11 protein-coding genes are annotated in these 15,406 nt (G+C 76.7%); 3 read left to right on the top strand and 8 right to left on the bottom strand.

The window, feature by feature from the left end:
- Position 1: 1 nt before the first annotated feature.
- The 5 genes from ACFXDE_RS18075 to ACFXDE_RS18055 form a co-directional block, all read right to left on the bottom strand.
- The gene (locus ACFXDE_RS18075; protein WP_380495339.1) at positions 2-691 is read right to left on the bottom strand and encodes a DUF4157 domain-containing protein; all 690 of its coding nucleotides are present in this window, start codon (positions 689-691) and stop codon (positions 2-4) included.
- Positions 692-800: 109 nt separating this feature from the next.
- Positions 801-2,855, bottom strand: coding sequence for an ATP-binding protein (locus tag ACFXDE_RS18070; RefSeq protein ID WP_380495337.1), 2,055 nt, complete (start codon positions 2,853-2,855; stop codon positions 801-803).
- Positions 2,852-3,484 carry a DUF4255 domain-containing protein gene (locus tag ACFXDE_RS18065; RefSeq protein WP_380495335.1) on the bottom strand — a complete coding sequence of 211 codons (633 nt, stop codon included), beginning with the start codon at positions 3,482-3,484 and terminating at the stop codon, positions 2,852-2,854. Before ACFXDE_RS18065 ends, ACFXDE_RS18070 begins: the two co-directional genes overlap by 4 nt.
- Before the next feature lie 4 nt (positions 3,485-3,488).
- On the bottom strand, positions 3,489-7,121 hold the full coding sequence (locus ACFXDE_RS18060; protein WP_380495333.1) for a hypothetical protein: 3,633 nt from the start codon (positions 7,119-7,121) through the stop codon (positions 3,489-3,491).
- A 276-nt stretch (positions 7,122-7,397) separates the two neighbouring features.
- Positions 7,398-8,072, bottom strand: coding sequence for a response regulator transcription factor (locus ACFXDE_RS18055; protein WP_380495331.1), 675 nt, complete (start codon positions 8,070-8,072; stop codon positions 7,398-7,400).
- Positions 8,073-8,278: 206 nt separating this feature from the next.
- Between ACFXDE_RS18055 and ACFXDE_RS18050 the strand changes: the two genes are divergently transcribed.
- From ACFXDE_RS18050 to ACFXDE_RS18040, 3 genes are all read left to right on the top strand, one after another.
- On the top strand, positions 8,279-9,571 hold the full coding sequence (locus tag ACFXDE_RS18050; protein ID WP_380495329.1) for a hypothetical protein: 1,293 nt from the start codon (positions 8,279-8,281) through the stop codon (positions 9,569-9,571).
- Positions 9,572-9,675: 104 nt separating this feature from the next.
- Positions 9,676-10,650 carry a S1C family serine protease gene (locus ACFXDE_RS18045; RefSeq protein WP_380495443.1) on the top strand — a complete coding sequence of 325 codons (975 nt, stop codon included), beginning with the start codon at positions 9,676-9,678 and terminating at the stop codon, positions 10,648-10,650.
- An 85-nt stretch (positions 10,651-10,735) separates the two neighbouring features.
- Positions 10,736-12,421, top strand: a complete 1,686-nt coding sequence (locus ACFXDE_RS18040; protein ID WP_380495327.1) for an alkaline phosphatase family protein — start codon at positions 10,736-10,738, stop codon at positions 12,419-12,421.
- A gap of 15 nt (positions 12,422-12,436) precedes the next feature.
- Here the strand turns inward: ACFXDE_RS18040 and ACFXDE_RS18035 are convergent, their stop codons facing one another.
- The 3 genes from ACFXDE_RS18035 to ACFXDE_RS18025 form a co-directional block, all read right to left on the bottom strand.
- A complete protein-coding gene (locus ACFXDE_RS18035; RefSeq protein WP_380495325.1) occupies positions 12,437-13,966 on the bottom strand; it encodes a hypothetical protein in 1,530 nt (509 codons plus the stop codon).
- Positions 13,967-14,224: 258 nt separating this feature from the next.
- Positions 14,225-14,647 (bottom strand): hypothetical protein, encoded by a 423-nt coding sequence (locus tag ACFXDE_RS18030; RefSeq protein ID WP_380495323.1) that lies wholly within the window; start codon positions 14,645-14,647, stop codon positions 14,225-14,227.
- 6 nt (positions 14,648-14,653) lie between these two features.
- On the bottom strand, positions 14,654-15,208 hold the full coding sequence (locus tag ACFXDE_RS18025) for a universal stress protein (protein ID WP_380495321.1): 555 nt from the start codon (positions 15,206-15,208) through the stop codon (positions 14,654-14,656).
- Positions 15,209-15,406: the final 198 nt, after the last annotated feature.

Genomic DNA, 15,406 nt, shown 5'->3' with positions numbered 1-15,406 from the left:
CTCAACTGTCCTGGGACGCGGCTGCTTCGTCCTCCTCGGGCGCCTCCGTCCGCTGCACGAACAGGCCCTGCACCGAGGGCTCTTCCTCTTCCACGTCCCGCTGGACCGCCGGAGCCGCCATCACCCGCTCGGCCGTCGTCGCCGCCTCCCGCTCGAAGCGGTCGCCCGGGTCGCTCACCGCGATGCCGCCCGCCGCCGGGGTGCCGTCGACCGGACCGGAGCGTTGCTGCACGACGTGGGTGAGCTCGTGGGCGAGTGTCGTACGGCCCTGGTGGGAACCGGGGTCGTAGGCGTCGCGCTGGAAGACGATGTGCGAACCGACCGTGTAGGCATGGGCGTTGACGGCCTTGGCGGAGTCGTGGGCGGCGCTGTCGGTGTGCACGCGGACGTCGCCGAAGTCGTGGCCGAGGCGGGCCTCCATGTCCGAACGCACCTCCCCGTCAAGGGCGTTGCCACCGGAAGCGACGACGTCGTGCACGGGAGAGACCGGCGCACGCTCCTCCTCCAGCGCCGCGCCGACGGCGGCGTTGCCCACCGCACGCTGCAGCCCGAGCAGACCGCCCGCTCCCAGCAGGCCCGCGCGCCCGCCCGCGGCGGCCCGGAGCAGCAGCCCGGCATGGTCGTGCGGCGCCCGTTCGGCCCGGGGCCCGGCGTCGGGGAGCTGTTCGGCCCCGAGTTCGTGATCGCGCATCCCATCACTCCCCAACCACGGTCGTCATCAAGAGAGTTGCGCGCCGGGGAACCGACCGCCAGGAGCACCCGACGTGCCGACCGGACACCCCCTGCTGCCCGAACGGGCACTACGCGGCGAGCCGGGTGAGCGCGTGGTACGGCCCGAACTCGCTCTCCAGGCACAGCCGCCCCAGCTTCCGGTACTCCCGCGCCACCGCCGCGATCAGGTCCGCCATGGCGACCGGGCGGCCGGCCTCGGCGGCCAGGTACGCGGCGGTGACGGCGGCGGAGCGGATGTCACCGCCGGCCAACTCGAAGGCACTGCCGCAGAATTCGAGGTCGAGGTCGTCGGCGCGCGGCAGCGCGGGCCCGAGGCAGCGTGCCCAGAGCGCCGTCCGCTGGCCGGCCTCGGGCCGGGGGAAGTCGACTACCAGGTCGAGCCGGCGGGTGAAGGCGTCGTCGAGGTTGGCGCGCAGGTTGGTCGCGAGGACGGCCAGGCCGTCGAAGGACTCCATCCGCTGGAGCAGGTAGGCGCTCTCGACGTTGGCGTAGCGGTCGTGGGCGTCCTTGACCTCGGAGCGCTTGCCGAAGATCGCGTCGGCCTCGTCGAAGAGCAGCACGGCGTTGACCCCGGCGGCCTCGGTGAAGATGCGTTCGAGGTTCTTCTCGGTCTCGCCGACGTACTTGTCGACCACCGTCGCGAGGTCGACGGTGTAGAGGTCGAGGCCGAGGTCGCCGGCGATCACCTCGGCCGACATCGTCTTCCCGGTGCCCGAGTCGCCCGCGAACAGCGCCATGACGCCGCGCCCGCGCCCGCCGCCGGGCCGCATCGCCCAGTCGCCGAGCACGCGGTCGCGGTGCCGGGCGCGGGCGGCGAGTTCGTGCAGCCGGGCCAGGACGGGCGGGGGCAGGACGAGGTCGGCCCAGCCGACCGTGGGCCGGATCCGCCGGGCGAGGCGTTCCAGCCCGGCACTGTTCTGCGCGCGGGCGCCGTGCAGGAGGTGGTCCTCGGTGAGCGGACCCCCGGCGAGGACGGCCTGCTGGTGCGCGGTCCGGACGGCGCGCTCCACCTGGTCGGGGGTGAGGACGAAGGCGGCGGCGGCGTCGTGGTCGACGGGTGCCCCGCCCAGCGCCGCCCGCCACAGTGCGGCCCGGGTGGCGGCGCCGGTGCGGGCCACGTCCACCAGGAGCGGCACGGCCGACGACCACTCGGGCTCCCAGGAGACGCGCCCGGTGAGCAGCACCTGGCACGGCAGCGCGGCCAACGCCCGGAGCAGTGCGGGACGTTCGGCGGCGAGTGCCTCTACGGGACCGGCGACGAGCCCGGCGCCGGTCAGGCCCGCCTCCCGGCCGGCCGCGACGACGGCCCCGGGCGCGGCCGGGTCGCGGGCGAGCTGCCCGAGGTCGAGGGCGAGTGCCCGGCGCCCGGCGATGCGCAGCGCGTCGGCGGCGAGGGTGCGGGCCGAGCCGCCGGGCGGTTCGCGCAGGTAGGCGAGGGCGGGGCCGCCGGCCAGCGCGGCGCCGAGCGGGGCGGCCGGGGCGCCCGGGTCCCCGGGTTCCAGTGGCGTGAGGAGGTCGGCGAGCCGGTGGTCGGGGGTGTCGTCCCCGAGCAGGTGCGCCGCGACGCGGTCGGGCACGCGCAACGACCGGCTGAGGAAGGGGCGTTCGGTCTCCTCGACGAGCAGGACTCCGCGGGCCACCAGGGGCGCGGTCGGGTCCAGCCGCCGGCGGGCGGCGGCCGAGGCGGCCGGGGCGCCGCACAGCGCCAGGGCGAGCCCGGCGGTGGGCCGGCGGCGGGTGACGTCGTCGTTGAGGTAGCCGTAGAGCTGTTCGAAGCGGCCGTCCAGGTCGGGTGCGAGGGCGACGAGGAGGAGTTCGGTGTCGAGCGGATTCAGGTCGAACTCCACGGCCAGCAAGCGGAGTCGGAGGGTGCCTCCGGCCCGCTCGGCGGCGTCCGCCCGCTCCTCGACGGCCGCCAGCCGTGCGGCGTCCACCGCGTCGGGGGCGGGGACGGCCGACGGTTCGTCGAGGAGCCGGCGCACCGTCTCGTCGGAGAGGTAGAGGCCGCGGAACGGGTCGTCCGGTTCGGGGTCGGTGGCGCGGCGGGCGGTGACGGCCCGGCGCACCCGCTCCTCGACCAGGGCGAGCCGCTCCAGCAGGTGGGCGAGGCCGGGGTCGGTCATCGCGCCCTCCGTCGGCGCGGCGCGGCGTGCACGGTGGACGATTCCCCGGCGGGGGGCGCGAGTTCGCCGCTGCGCAGCACCAGGCCCTCCTGGACGGGCGGTCCGGCCCGGTAGACCGGGGCCACGGCGAAGGGCGCGCTCACCACGACGTCGAGCGAGGGTTTGAGCTCCCCGCCGAGCGCCGTCCAGACGTCCGCGAAGGCCCGGTCCTCGGGTGGCGGCAGCGCGATGCCGACGGGGACGGGCAGCCCGGTGGCGGCGAGCGCGGGGCCGAGGGCGTCGGCCGGCAGGGCGGTGTGCCGCAGGAAGCAGGCGAGCAGCGCGGACAGCAACCGGTGTTCGTCCTCCGGCCGTTGGGTCCAGGCGCTGATCAGGTACGAGAGCTTGAAGTAGCGGGGCGGCAGGGTCCGCGCGACGACCGTGCCCTGCTCGTCGTAGACGTTCTGCCTCCCTCGGGAGCCGCGCCGCAGGTCCTCCCTGATGTCGTACAGGTAGAGGTTGACGGTGGGGGTGTTGCGCCGGGCCGCCCAGTCGCGGGTGGGCGCGTCGAAGACCAGCTCGACGTCCGTGCCGTCCAGGGCCTCGGTCCGGACGAGGGTGCGCAGCGATTCGTCGACCTCGTGGATCACCGTGTCACCGCCGCTCCTGGTACTGCTGGGGCTGGAGGACGCCGGGCACGACCACGAACCCGGTGCGCACCTCGCCGAGGGCGGGCAGGTCGGGCAGCGTGGCGATCAGCTCGCGCGGGCCGAGGGTGTCCTGGGCGAGTGCGAGGACGGGCGCGGTGAAGGTGCCGTCCGGGGCCGCGGTCACCGGGGCGGCGGCCGCGGTCACGCCCGCGCTCCAGCGCAGGCGGACGGCGGCGCCGGGCGGGAAGCCGGTGCCGTGGGCGAGGGTGACGAGCCCGGGCGGGCCGACCTTCGGGTCGAGCGTGACGGCGGGGTCGACGACGGTCAGGGTGGCCGTGGCGCCGGCGCTCCGGCCCTGGGTGGTCGCGGTGCCGGTCACCGTGGCGCTCCCGGCGGCGGTGCCGGTGACCACGACGGCCACGCTCGCCTCGCCCCCGGGCGCCAGCGTGCCGAGCGCGCAGCCGGCGGGCGGACAGCCCTGCTCGACGTGCAGCCCGGACGGCACGGCGGGTGTCAGTACGACGCCGCCCGCCGGGACCGCACCGCCGTTGCGGACGGTCAGGGTGACGGTGGCCCGCTGCCCGACGCGGATCAGCGCGGGGTCGGCGGCGGCGGTGACGGCAAACTCGGGCGAGCGCGTGTCGGGCGGGGTGGCGCTCGGCGTGCCGGTGGGCGTCGCGGTCGGCGTGCCGGTCGGCGGCGGCGCCGTGGCCGTGGGTGTAGGCGTGGCCGTGGGCGTCGCCGTCCCGGGATCGGTGATCACGACGCCCGCCCCGGCCGTCACCGGCTCCCCGTTCGAGCTGGTCACCGTCCCCGTGACCTGCCCGCCGAACACCGCGTCACCCGTCACCACGACCTCCACCACCGTCTGCGCGCCCGGCCCGAGATCGCCGAGGACGCAGCCGGTGGACGGGCACGCGGGCGTCGCGGACACGACGCGCAGCCCGGCCGGCACCACGGGCGTCAGCGTCACGCCGGAGGCCGTCCCGTCGCCCTGGTTGCGCACGGTGAACGCGACCGTCACGGGCTCGCCTGGCCGGACGGACCCGGGCGTCGCCGTGGCCGTGACGGCGAGGCCGGGGGCGAGGACGGTGACCACGGTCTCCGCCTGGTCGTTCTCGGTCCTCGGGTCGAGCACGTCGCCGCCCGCCTGGGCGGTGGCCCGCTGGGCGCCGGTCGCCACGCCCTTGACGGTGAGCCGGACGGTGGCGCTCGCCCCCTTCGCCAGGCCGCCGAGCGCGCAGTGGTACGGCGTCGAGGCCGGGCAGGTGCCCTGGGAAGGGACGGGGACGCCGACCGCCTGGAGCCCGGCGGGCAGGGCGGGTCCGGCGGTGACGCCCTTGGCCGGGGCGGGGCCGAGGTTGGTGACGGTGAGGGTGAGCTCGGTCGTGCCGCCCAGGGAGACCTGCGGCTGCGCGGCCGTCAGGGCGACGGCGAGGTCGGCGGTGGGCTGCCAGGACGGGCGCCGGTGATCGGCGAGGTAGCGCGCGGGAAGGACCTGCCCGGTCCCGGTCGCCGCGTCGGCCACCGCGATCCGCCCGGACAGCGTTTCGCCGTTGCGGATCCCGGTGTCGAAGGCGAGCTGCCTGCCGTCGGGCGACCAGGCGGGGTCGGCGGGCTGGTAGAAGGCCACCGGCTGCGGCGGCGAGCCGTTGACCGGGCCGAGGGTGCGGCAGGTCGGGGCGGGCGGGATGACGCCGTGGCAGCTCGCGCCGTCGGGGCCGAGCTCCAGCAGGACGCGCAGCGGGCTGGTCGCGCGCGGCGGGCCGTTCGGCGGCGGGCAGAAGCCGGACGTGCACGAGGGCGGCGGGGAGTTCGGGTCGGGCGTGGCGGCCAGCAGCTTCCGGGCGAAGGCGAGCCCGCCGCCGTCGGGCGCGTACGCGGGGCGCTCGTCGAGGACGGGGCAGTCGGGGTCGCCGCACTGGGCGGCCGTGAGGTCCCGCTGGTCTCCCCCGGCGCCGGCCTCGACCGACCAGAGGTGCCGCACGCCGCTGACGGCGGCGAGCGCCGGGGCCTCGCGCAGGTCCGCCAGGTGGATGATCGGCGTGCACGTGCCGGCCCGCGAGAACGCGAGCCGGCTGCCGTCCGGCGACCACGCGGGGTCGGAGTCGGTGGAGGTGCAGTTGTAGCCGCTCCGGGTGCGCGCGGGGACGGTGAGGACCACCTTCGCCTTGTCGACGCCGCCGGAGACGTCGGCCACGAGGATCCGGTCGGCCGTGCCCTGGACGCAGTCGGTGCAGCTCCGGGTGGTCTGGACGAAGGCGAGCCGCTTGCCGTCGGGCGACCAGGCCGGCTCGATCTGGTCCATGGCCGGGTCGATCCCCTGTCCGGCGAGCGCGGTGGCGCGGGAGGGGTCCGTCGCGTCGCCGACCATGACCCGGGTCGGCGGCCGGCCGGCGGTGGGCGCCGGGCTGCCCTGGGCGTACTCCGTCCGGGTGAAGGCGAGCCGTCGGCCGTCCGGCGACCAGGCGGGGTCGGCGGTGCTCTCCGTGCCGTCCACCGCCTGCGGCCTGAGGTCCAGCCGGTCCAGCGGCGGCGCCGGGTGGACGCCCTCGATCCGCGGCACGTACTCGGTGAGCCGCGTGACGAGGACCGTCGGCGTCCCGCCCGCCGGGGTGTACCACCCGGCCGACTCCACGGTGTTGTTGACGCCGTCCAGCACGGCCGTGCCGGGGCAGGCCGGGCAGGTGCCCGCCGGATCGACGCGGAAGACGCCGTCGGAGAGGAAGGCCAGCGCGCCGCCGTCCGGCGACCACGTGACGTCGCTGTTCACCCACTGGCTCCGGGACCCCCGGGCGACCGGCCGCACGGCCCCGCCCCGCGCCGGGACGAGCGCCAGCTCCTGGTAGCCGCCCTGGACGGTGACGAAGGCGATCCGGTCGTGCCCGGCCCCGGCCGACGGCTCCCAGGCGGGCCGGTGCGCCGGGTCCGGACCGGTGTCGACGGGCACGGCCGTGCCGCCGGGCGCGACCGGGACCCGGAAGAGCTTCCCGCCGCGCTCGAACGCGAGCGCGCCGCCGTCCGGCGACCAGCTCGCCCAGCCGCCGCCGACCACCACGCGGCGCAGCTCGCCGCCGTCGGTCCTGGCCACCCAGATCGAGGCCGTGCGGTCGGCGCCGTCGGCCCCCGGAGTGTCCGGATCGGCGAGGGAGGTCTGCCGGCACCAGTCGCGGCTCGGGTCCGACGCGCCCGGTTGCCAGGAGGTGAAGGCCACCCAGGCGCCGTCCGGGGAGAGCACCGGGTGCTTGAGCCGCCAACCCGGGCGCTCCAGCAGCACCTTGACCGGCCCGGCGCCCTGGCGCCACAGCAGGCTCTCACCGGTGCCGCTGCGGTCGCTCACCCACACCACCGTGTCGCCGCGGGCGGACGGCTGGCAGTCGTCGCCCGCCTGGGCGGCGCCGAGCAGCGCGGTCAGCCGGCCGCCGTCGGCCAGGGCCAGGGCGCGGTGCTCCTGGTCCTCGGAGGTGTAGGCGATCCGCCCGGGCGCCGGTTCGGCCGCGGCGGGCGCCATCGGCTCCGGGCGCCCCGGGCGGACCGCCGCCGAGACGGCCACCAGCAGGGCCGCCACAAGCGCCGTCGAGAGCAGCGCCAGGAACGACCGCCGCAGCGGGCCCTGGGTCGTAACGCGTCGTCGCACCGTGTCCCCCCGGACGGTTCCCCCGCGCACGCCGGGGGCGGGCCGACGGCATCCGGATGCTCCTCCTCACCGCAACCCTGGCCGCCGCCACCCCGACCGGCAGCAGCGGCCGGGGCAGCGGTCCGGGTAGCGGTGCCTGCCCGATCGGGCCACGGCCGCCGTCGGATCAGCCCTCGCGCAGCGCGCACGCGACGCGGTCCGGCCCTCGCGCACGCGCCTTGGATCAGCCCCTCGTGCAGCGCGCACGCGACACTGTCCGGCCCTCGCGCACGCGGCTCAGATCAGCCCCTCGCGCAGCGCGTACGCCACGGCGTGCGAGCGGTTGCGCAGTTGGAGCCGGGTGGTCACCTCGTGCAGGACGTTCTTCACCGTCCGCTCCGAGAAGGAGAGTTCCTCGGCGATCTCCGCCGTGTCCCGGCCGGCCGCGACCAGCCGCAGCACCTCCACCTCGCGCGGCGCCAGCCCGGTGAAGGCCAGGCCGCGCGGGTCGAGCACCTGGCGCTGCAGGCGGCCCACCTGCTCCAGCAGGCGGCCGAGGAGGTCCGCCGGGACGCTGCCCTCGCCGCGCGCCGCCGCGGTGATCACCTGCACCAGCCGTTCGGCCGTCGCCTCCCGCCGCCGGACCACCCCGACCACCCCGCACTCCACGGCGGCGACCAGCCCGGCGTCGTCCAGTTCGGTGCCGACCAGGACGATCCGCCCGGCCGCCGTGCGGCGCAGCTGGCGGAGCGTGCGCAGCGCCTCCTCCCCCACCTTGTCCACCGCGACGACCACGACGGTCCGCCCGTCCTCCCCGTCCGGCTCGTCGGGCCCTTCCTGCCCGGCCCCGTCCAGCAGGCGGACCTCCGGGCAGGTGCGCAGCTGGCCCGCCAGCCCGGCCCGTGAGACCGGGTCCTCGGCGGTGATCCGGACCGGGATCCGGTCGCCGCCGGTGTTGCCGTGATAGCGCATCGCGTCCTCCGCCCTCGCGCGCCCGGCCGTACCCGCGGGCGCCCCCGGCCCGGCGGTCGGCGGACCGCCGGGCGCTTCCCGTCCCGACGAGTCAACACCCGGCAAATCATCAGGCACTCCACAACGACTTAACGGGCAGCGGAACTGCCCCGAAGGCTGGCCGCCGGGCACCTGCCCACCGCCGGACGGCTCCCTACGCTCGGCGCATGACGACCACATCGGCCCACCTCGACCCGTCCGCCGTCCAGGTGCTGCCCGGCGAGGAGGCGCAGGCCTCGCTGGAGGTGCGCAACGGCGGCGAGCTCGTCGAGGCGTACCGCTTCGAGGTGCTCGGCCCGGCCGGGGCCTGGACGGCCGTGGAGCCGGAGTCGCTCTCGCTCTACCCCGGGACGGCCGGGCGGGTCGTGCTGCGCTTCCGCCCGCCGCGGGAGAGCACGACGCCGGCCGGGCCGGTCCCGTTCGGCGTGCGGGTGGTGCCGCAGGAGCGGCCGGAGCAGGCGACGGTGCCCGAGGGCGTGGTCGAGGTGCTGCCGTTCGCCGGGCTGACGGCGGAGTTGACGCCCCGCATGTCGCAGGGGCGCGGACGCGGCCGGCACCAGGTGGCGGTCGACAACCGGGGCAACCTGCCGGTCTCGGTGACGCTCGCCGGCAGCGACCGGGGCGGGCTGCTGCGCTTCGCGCTCCCGGCCGCCGCGACGACGGTCGAGCCGGGCCGGGCGGTGTTCGTCCGGGCCGACGTGCGGCCCGCGCGGCGGCTGTGGCGCGGCACCGCCGTGCCGCACGCGTTCCAGATCGTGGTGACCCCGGGCGAGGGCGAGCCGATCGCGCTGGACGGCACCTACCTCCAGCGACCGGTGCTGCCCAAGGGCCTGTTGAAGGCGGCGATCGCGGTGGTGGCACTCGCCGGGGCACTCGCCGCGGCCTGGTTCGGGCTGCTCCGGCCGGCCGTGCGCTCGACCGCGAAGAACGCCGTGGCCGGCCCGGTCACGGCCGCCCAGTCGCAGGCGGCGGACGCCAAGCAGAAGGCCGCCGACGCCCAGGGCGCCGCCGCGGCCGCCCAGCAGGCCGCGCAGCAGGCGGCCTCGGGGGCGGGAACGGCCTCCCCGGTGCCGGCCGTGACGCCCGGCACCGGCCTGGTGCCGGCGCCGGGGGCGGCGCTCTTCTCCCAGCGGCTCAAGGCGACCGCCCCGGCCGGCTCCACCCGGACCGAGACCTACCAGGTGCCGGACGGCAAGACGCTGCGGCTGACCGACCTCGTCCTGGAGAACCCGCAGGGCGACGCCGGCACCATCACCATCGCCGTCGGCGACGCGCCCCTGCTCGCGCCCGCCCTGGAGAACTTCCGCGAACAGGACTTCCACTGGGGCTCGCCGATCCTCGTCGGCGAGAAGCAGAAGCTCACCGTCACCGTCACCTGCCGCCAGGTGGGCCTGCCGGCGAGCGGCCCGGCGCCCGCGACCTGCTCGGCGGCGGCGCTGCTGAGCGGCTCGCTGGAATAGCCGCAGCGGGAACGGGCCCTCGCAGCCGTCCGGAAGTCCGGGCGGCTCCGCGTTGTTGGCACCGGGGAGAACCCTCTCTCACGAAGGGGTGCCAGGTGACCGACATGCCCGGGCCGGGCCGCGCCACCGACGAGGGCGCGGCGGCCCTCGACGCCTACTCGCGGATCGTGATCTCCGTCGCCGAGGCCGTGACCCCACGGGTCGCCGCCCTCCAGGTGCCCCGGCGCGGCCGGGGCGGCTGGTTCTCCACCGCGCTCGGCTCCGCCGTGGTCTTCACCGAGGACGGCTTCCTCCTGACCAACGCCCACGTCGTCGGCCACGCCGACGCCGGCACGCTCGCCTTCGGCGACGGCACCACCGCGCCGTTCCACACCATCGGCACCGACCCGCTCTCCGACCTCGCCGTCCTGCGCGCCGACGGCGCCACCCCGCCGCCGGTGCGGCTCGGCGAGGCCACGGCGCTGCGCGTCGGCCAGTTGGTCGTCGCCGTCGGCAATCCGCTCGGGCTGGCGGGCACCGTCACGGCGGGCGTCGTCAGCGCCCTCGGCCGCTCGCTGCCCGCGCGGGCGGGCAGCGCCGTGCGGGTCATCGACGACGTCATCCAGACCGACGCCGCCCTCAACCCCGGCAACTCCGGCGGCGCGCTCACCACGGCGGACGGCGAGGTGGTCGGCATCACCACGGCGGTCGCGGGCAACGGCCTCGGCCTCGCCGTCCCCATCAACGCGACCAGCCGGCAGATCATCGCCGCCCTCCTCGCCGAGGGCCGCATCCGCCGCGCCTACCTCGGCCTCGCGGGCGTCCCCGCACCCCTGCCGCCCGCGCTGCGCCGGCGCACCGGGCAACAGGCGGGCCTGCGGATCGTCGAGGTCGTCCCGCACGCCCCCGCCGCCCGGGCGGGCCTCCGCCAGGGCGACCTCCTCCTCACCGCGGCCGGCGAGCCGATGAGCACCGCCCAGTCCCTCCAGCGCCTCATGCTCGCCGACGCCATCGGCCGGCCCCTGCCCCTCACCGTCCTGCGCGGCGACGCCCTCGTGGACGTCATCGCCACGCCCACCGAGCTCCACGCGGACGACTGACATCCATCAGCGCATCCGGCCGACCGCCCGGACGGACCGGCGTGGGTCTTTGACGGTCCGTCACCACCGGTGCTGGGGTGGCCCCATGGAGCCCATCGAACGCATCCGGCAGGCGATCACCCACGAGCGCGAGGAGTGGCGGGCCTGGCTCGCCGGGCTGCGGGCCGGCCGGGCACCGGCGCCGCAGGGCCGGATCCGGCACGTCTTCGTCCTCGTCCTGGAGAACCGCTCCTTCGACCACATGCTGGGGGTGTCGACGGGCACGGTGGCCGACGGCGTCCTCCATCACGGCGTCGGCACGGACGCGGTGACGGGCGCGCCGGCCACCGTCGACGGCCCCGACACCGGCGCGAGCAACCACCACGCGGGCACCGCGTACCCCGTGCGGATCGGCGCGCCCTTCGCGCTGCCCGTCGACCCGCCGCACGAGTTCTGCGACGTCCGGCTCCAGCTCGCCTCGACCCCCATCACCGGCAGCCCGCACGACGACCGGTGCGCCTACGACGGCACCTACCCGCCGATCACCCTGGGCGGCTTCGTCGACAACTACGCCAACGAGGCGACGGTGAAGAAGGACGCGGAGGCCCTCGCCGACCCCGGCGCCGTCATGGCCTGCTTCACCGCCGAGCAGCTCCCCGTCCTCAGCACCCTGGCCCGCGAGTTCGCCGTCTGCGACCGCTGGTTCTCCGCCCTGCCCGGGCCGACCTGGCCCAACCGCTTCTTCCTGCACGCGGCGAGCTCGGCCGGCCTCGACCACAGCCCCGACCCGGTCGACACCGTCCGGTCGCGCCTGAGCGGCTACACCTTCGAGCACGGGACGCTCTACGAGGCCCTGGACGGCAAGGGCCTGCCGTGGCGCGTCTACGCCGGCGACGCGCTCCCCCAGGTCAGCGCGCTGGCCGGGATGGACCTGGCGACGACCGTCGAGCACTACCACCACCTCGACGACCTGGCCGAGCACCTCCAGGACCCCGCTTACCCGGCCGCCTACACCTTCATCGAGCCGGACTACGGGCACGTCCTCACCCACGGCGGCGACTTCCGCTGCGGCAACAGCCAGCACCCGCTCGACGACGTGACCGACGGCGAGGCCCTGATCAAGAACGTCTACGAGGCACTCCGCCGCTCGCCGCTCTGGGAGTCCAGCGTGCTCGTCATCACCTACGACGAGCACGGCGGCTTCTACGACCACGTGCCGCCGCCCGCCGCCGTCCCGCCGGGCGACCGCACCGACCCGGAGCACAGCGCCCACGGCTTCCGCTTCGACCGACTCGGCGTCCGGGTGCCCGCCGTCGTCGTCTCGCCGTGGGTCCCGGCGGCCGCGCCGGGCGACCGGGCCGGACGGAACTGCAACCTGATCGACCACACGCAGTACGACCACGGCTCGCTCCTCGCCACCGTGGAACGGCTGTTCGGACTGGCCCCGCTCACCGACCGCGACGCGCGCGCCAACGACTTCCTCCACCTGCTCTCCGCCGACGCCCCGCGCGACACGCCCGGCACCCTGCCCGACCCGGCCGAGTCGGGCGTGACCTGGAAGGCGGAGGCCGCCGCCCCCGCCGATCCCGGCCGGCCCGTCACGGCGACGCTGCGCGGCTTCGTCGAGACGGCCGCGATCCAGGAGGCGCGCCTGCACCCGCAGGAGCACGACCGGATCCGGCGGCGGGCCGGCGGGATCGGGACGGTGGCCGACGCCGAGCGGTACCTCGCGGACATCACCGCGCAGTTGGGCCGGGCCGGGCTGCGCATCGCCCGCCCGCCGCGGAGCTGAGGGCCCTATCCGGACTCAGGCGTACTCGCGCAGGCGCGGGCGGACACCCGCGACGACGAGGGCCAGTGCCACCGCGAGCACGGCGGCGCCGAGGGCCGCCGTCACCGCGTCCAGGTCGTCGTCCGTCGCCGCGACGGCCCGGTCCATGGCCTTCTGGTTGATCGCCTGCACGTCGTCGACGGCGGCCGCCAGGCGGGCGAAGTCGGCGTTGGACTCACCGGCGGCGGTGCCCGTGTCGAAGGCGATCGCCTCCTTGAGGCGCCCGGCCGCGTTGAGGTCGCGGATCTTGTGGTCGTCGCGCTGGTAGTCCTGGAAGGCCGCCAGCACCCGCTCGGCGGCGTCCTGTTCGCCGGCGAAGGTGATGTTGTGCAGCTCGTCGCCGAGGAAGCCGCCGAAGCCGATCGTCGTGTGGTCGGCCCGGTGGTGGTCCGCGAGCGGGGCGAGGGCGGCGGGGTAGCCGGCCAGGGTGGTGCCGCCGACGCGGGCGAAGGACTGCGTCTTGTCGAAGTAGCCCTGCTCGTAGGCGGCCGCCCGGCCCGGGTCGCTGAGGAAGCGGCTCTCGTCGGCGTTGAGGTCGTAGGCGGTCGCCCGGGCGCGGCTGAGCGCGATGACCGAGTCGAAGGCGTCGTGCTTGGCGACGACGAGGTGGTCGGCGGCCCGGTTCACCAGGACGACGCCGCCCACGAGCCCGCCGAGGGCGAGCAGGGTCGCGGCGGCGACCGGAGCGTTGAGGACGCGCCGGTACCGGACGGCGAGCAGCCGCTGGAGCCCGGCGAGGGCCGCGAGGGCGAGCACGCCTGCGGCGACGATCCACCAGCGGCCGCTGCCGAGGTCGCCGCGTTCGGCGGCGAACCGGCGTTCCACGGTGCCCGCGTTGGCGGCGGTGACGCTGTCGGCGGCGGGCAGGAGGCGCTGGCGCAGCAGGTCGGTCGCGGAGCGGTACGCGGCGAGGGCGTCCGCGGGCGGGCGTCCCGCGGCGGCGTGGGCCTGGTCGTCGAGGAGCTGGGCCTGGGCCACGAGGGCCTGGTAGCGGCCGAGTTCGTCGATGACGGTCTGGACGGCGGCGCGCCCGGCGGGGTCGTCGGCGGTGGCCTCGGCGACCTGCTGGAGGTCGGTGGCGGCCTGGTTGCGACGCTGGTCGTAGGTGTCGAGGCTCTCGCGGCGGGCCTTGGCGAAGTCCGGGTCGGCGCCGTAGAGGAGGAGGTCGGCGGCCTGCGCGTCCATGTCGTTGAGCGCGAAGTAGAGGTCGGCGGAGCGGACGACCTGCGGGGCGGCCTTGTGCCCGATGGCGTCGGTGCCGTCGTGGGCGCCGCCGAGGACGGTGGCGGTGACGACGCCGGAGAGGGCGAGGGCGGCGAGGCAGGTGCCGGTGAGGACGCGGACCAGTCGGGGCGTGCTCCAGGTCCGGCGTGCCGCCGGTCTCCGGGGCTTCCACGGGCGGGGGGCGCGCGGCCCGGCGGGCGGTCCGGCCGTGGCGGGGCTCGCCTCCCCGGGCGATTCCGCTGTCCGAACGACGACCGTACCGCTCGACGTACCTGTAGGCATCGCCGCGCGCCCCCTTCACCTGTTTTCCACCGGCTGCCGAGAGTCCCGGAGGAACCGGCCGGGACCCGGGGTCGGCGCGGTTCGCCGACGGGCCCTTGCAAGCCCGGCGCCGAACCGTTTCTGCGCAGCTCACGCTAGGTTCGCCGGGCGCCCGGCCGACCGTTCCTGACGACTCCCTGACGCGCCACCCGCCGATCTTTACGCCGCCTTGGCGGCCGCGTCGGACGCCCGGGGCCGGGGCCCAGGCCGGACGCCGGGTCAGAGGCCCGGCCGCCGCCCGAGGCGCACGCTCGCGACCCGGACCGTCCGGCGTGGCACGGCGCTCGGCAGCGCCACCAGCAGCGCCGCGGCCGTGAACAGCGCGAAGTGGCCGCCCTCCGGCCACGGGCCGGACCAGCCCAGCTCGGCGTGCCGGTGCTCGGCGAACGCGTTGCAGCACAGCCAGGCCGACAGCCCGATCACCGGCGCCGCCGACGGCCGGGAGAACGCGCCCGTCAGCCCGCTGAGCGCCGCGTACGCGGCCAGGGCGAACCAGCCCGAGTGCAGTTCCCCGAGCGCGCCGAGGCCGAGGGCGAGGACGCCCCCGGCGACGAGCGCGACGGTGCCGGAAACCGCCACCGCGAGCCGGTCCACGACCGGGCGGTAGCGCTGCCCGCCGGGGCGCGCCGAGTACATCCGCACGGGCGACTACCCCTTCGTGCCGACGAGTTCGGGCACGTGGCCGATCGGCAGGTGCCACCGGGTGCGCCGGTGCAGGGCCTCCAGCTCGCGCTGGAGCGGCGGGGCCGGGACGGTCAGCACCGGGCAGGCGGCCTCGCGCAGGCAGTGGGACGCGACGGAGCGCCGGAAGCCGCGGCGCAGCAGGTTGCCGCCGTGCCCGAGGACGAGGAGGTCGTCGGGGCGGTCGGCGATGTGGACGAGCGCCGGCCCGGTCTCACCGCGGACGACCACCGGGTGCACCGGCACCCCCGGGTCGGCGCCGGCGAAGGCCGCGTCGAGCGCGTCGCGCAGCCGTTGGTCGGCGGCGTCGCGGGCGGCGGTGAGCAGCGGCGGGCAGGGCGAGCGGCGGTAGCCGAGCTCGCCGCCCGGGGGCTCCCAGGCGAGGACCGGCACCAGCGCGGCGCCGGTGCGCCGGGCTTCGGCGGCTGCGCGGTGCAGCGCCGCGAGGCTGCCCAGTGAGCCGCTGACCCCGACCACCACCCGGGTGGTGCCGCAGTCGTCGTACCGCCGGTTGCCGTGCATGGTGTCGTCCTCGGGTCGTCGTTCGCGGGCCGCCGTTCACCGCGGTGCCGCGTTCGCCTCCAGCCAATCGCCGGAAGAACCACGGGTGGCGTTTCTTGGCGCTTCCTTGACGTCCGGGGCGGCCTTCCGAGCGCGTTCCATACGCCGGGCCCGGGGCCGTGGCCGGGTTCGCTCCGGGACGGCGGCTTTGACCTGCGG

This window comes from Kitasatospora sp. NPDC059408, from assembly GCF_042751525.1.
GTDB lineage: Bacteria > Actinomycetota > Actinomycetes > Streptomycetales > Streptomycetaceae > Kitasatospora.
The sequence above is the reverse complement of the archived record's forward strand: the minus strand, read 5'-3'. Positions and strand labels throughout refer to the sequence as shown.

Bases quoted from the DNA above. Each gene is read 5' to 3' on its own strand.
- ACFXDE_RS18075 (WP_380495339.1), bottom strand. From the start codon at position 691: ATGCGCGATCACGAACTCGGGGCCGAACAGCTCCCCGACGCCGGGCCC.
- ACFXDE_RS18070 (WP_380495337.1), bottom strand. From the start codon at position 2,855: ATGACCGACCCCGGCCTCGCCCACCTGCTGGAGCGGCTCGCCCTGGTC.
- ACFXDE_RS18055 (WP_380495331.1), bottom strand. From the start codon at position 8,072: ATGCGCTATCACGGCAACACCGGCGGCGACCGGATCCCGGTCCGGATC.
- ACFXDE_RS18050 (WP_380495329.1), top strand. From the start codon at position 8,279: ATGACGACCACATCGGCCCACCTCGACCCGTCCGCCGTCCAGGTGCTG.
- ACFXDE_RS18045 (WP_380495443.1), top strand. From the start codon at position 9,676: ATGCCCGGGCCGGGCCGCGCCACCGACGAGGGCGCGGCGGCCCTCGAC.
- ACFXDE_RS18040 (WP_380495327.1), top strand. From the start codon at position 10,736: ATGGAGCCCATCGAACGCATCCGGCAGGCGATCACCCACGAGCGCGAG.
- ACFXDE_RS18035 (WP_380495325.1), bottom strand. From the start codon at position 13,966: ATGCCTACAGGTACGTCGAGCGGTACGGTCGTCGTTCGGACAGCGGAA.
- ACFXDE_RS18025 (WP_380495321.1), bottom strand. From the start codon at position 15,208: ATGCACGGCAACCGGCGGTACGACGACTGCGGCACCACCCGGGTGGTG.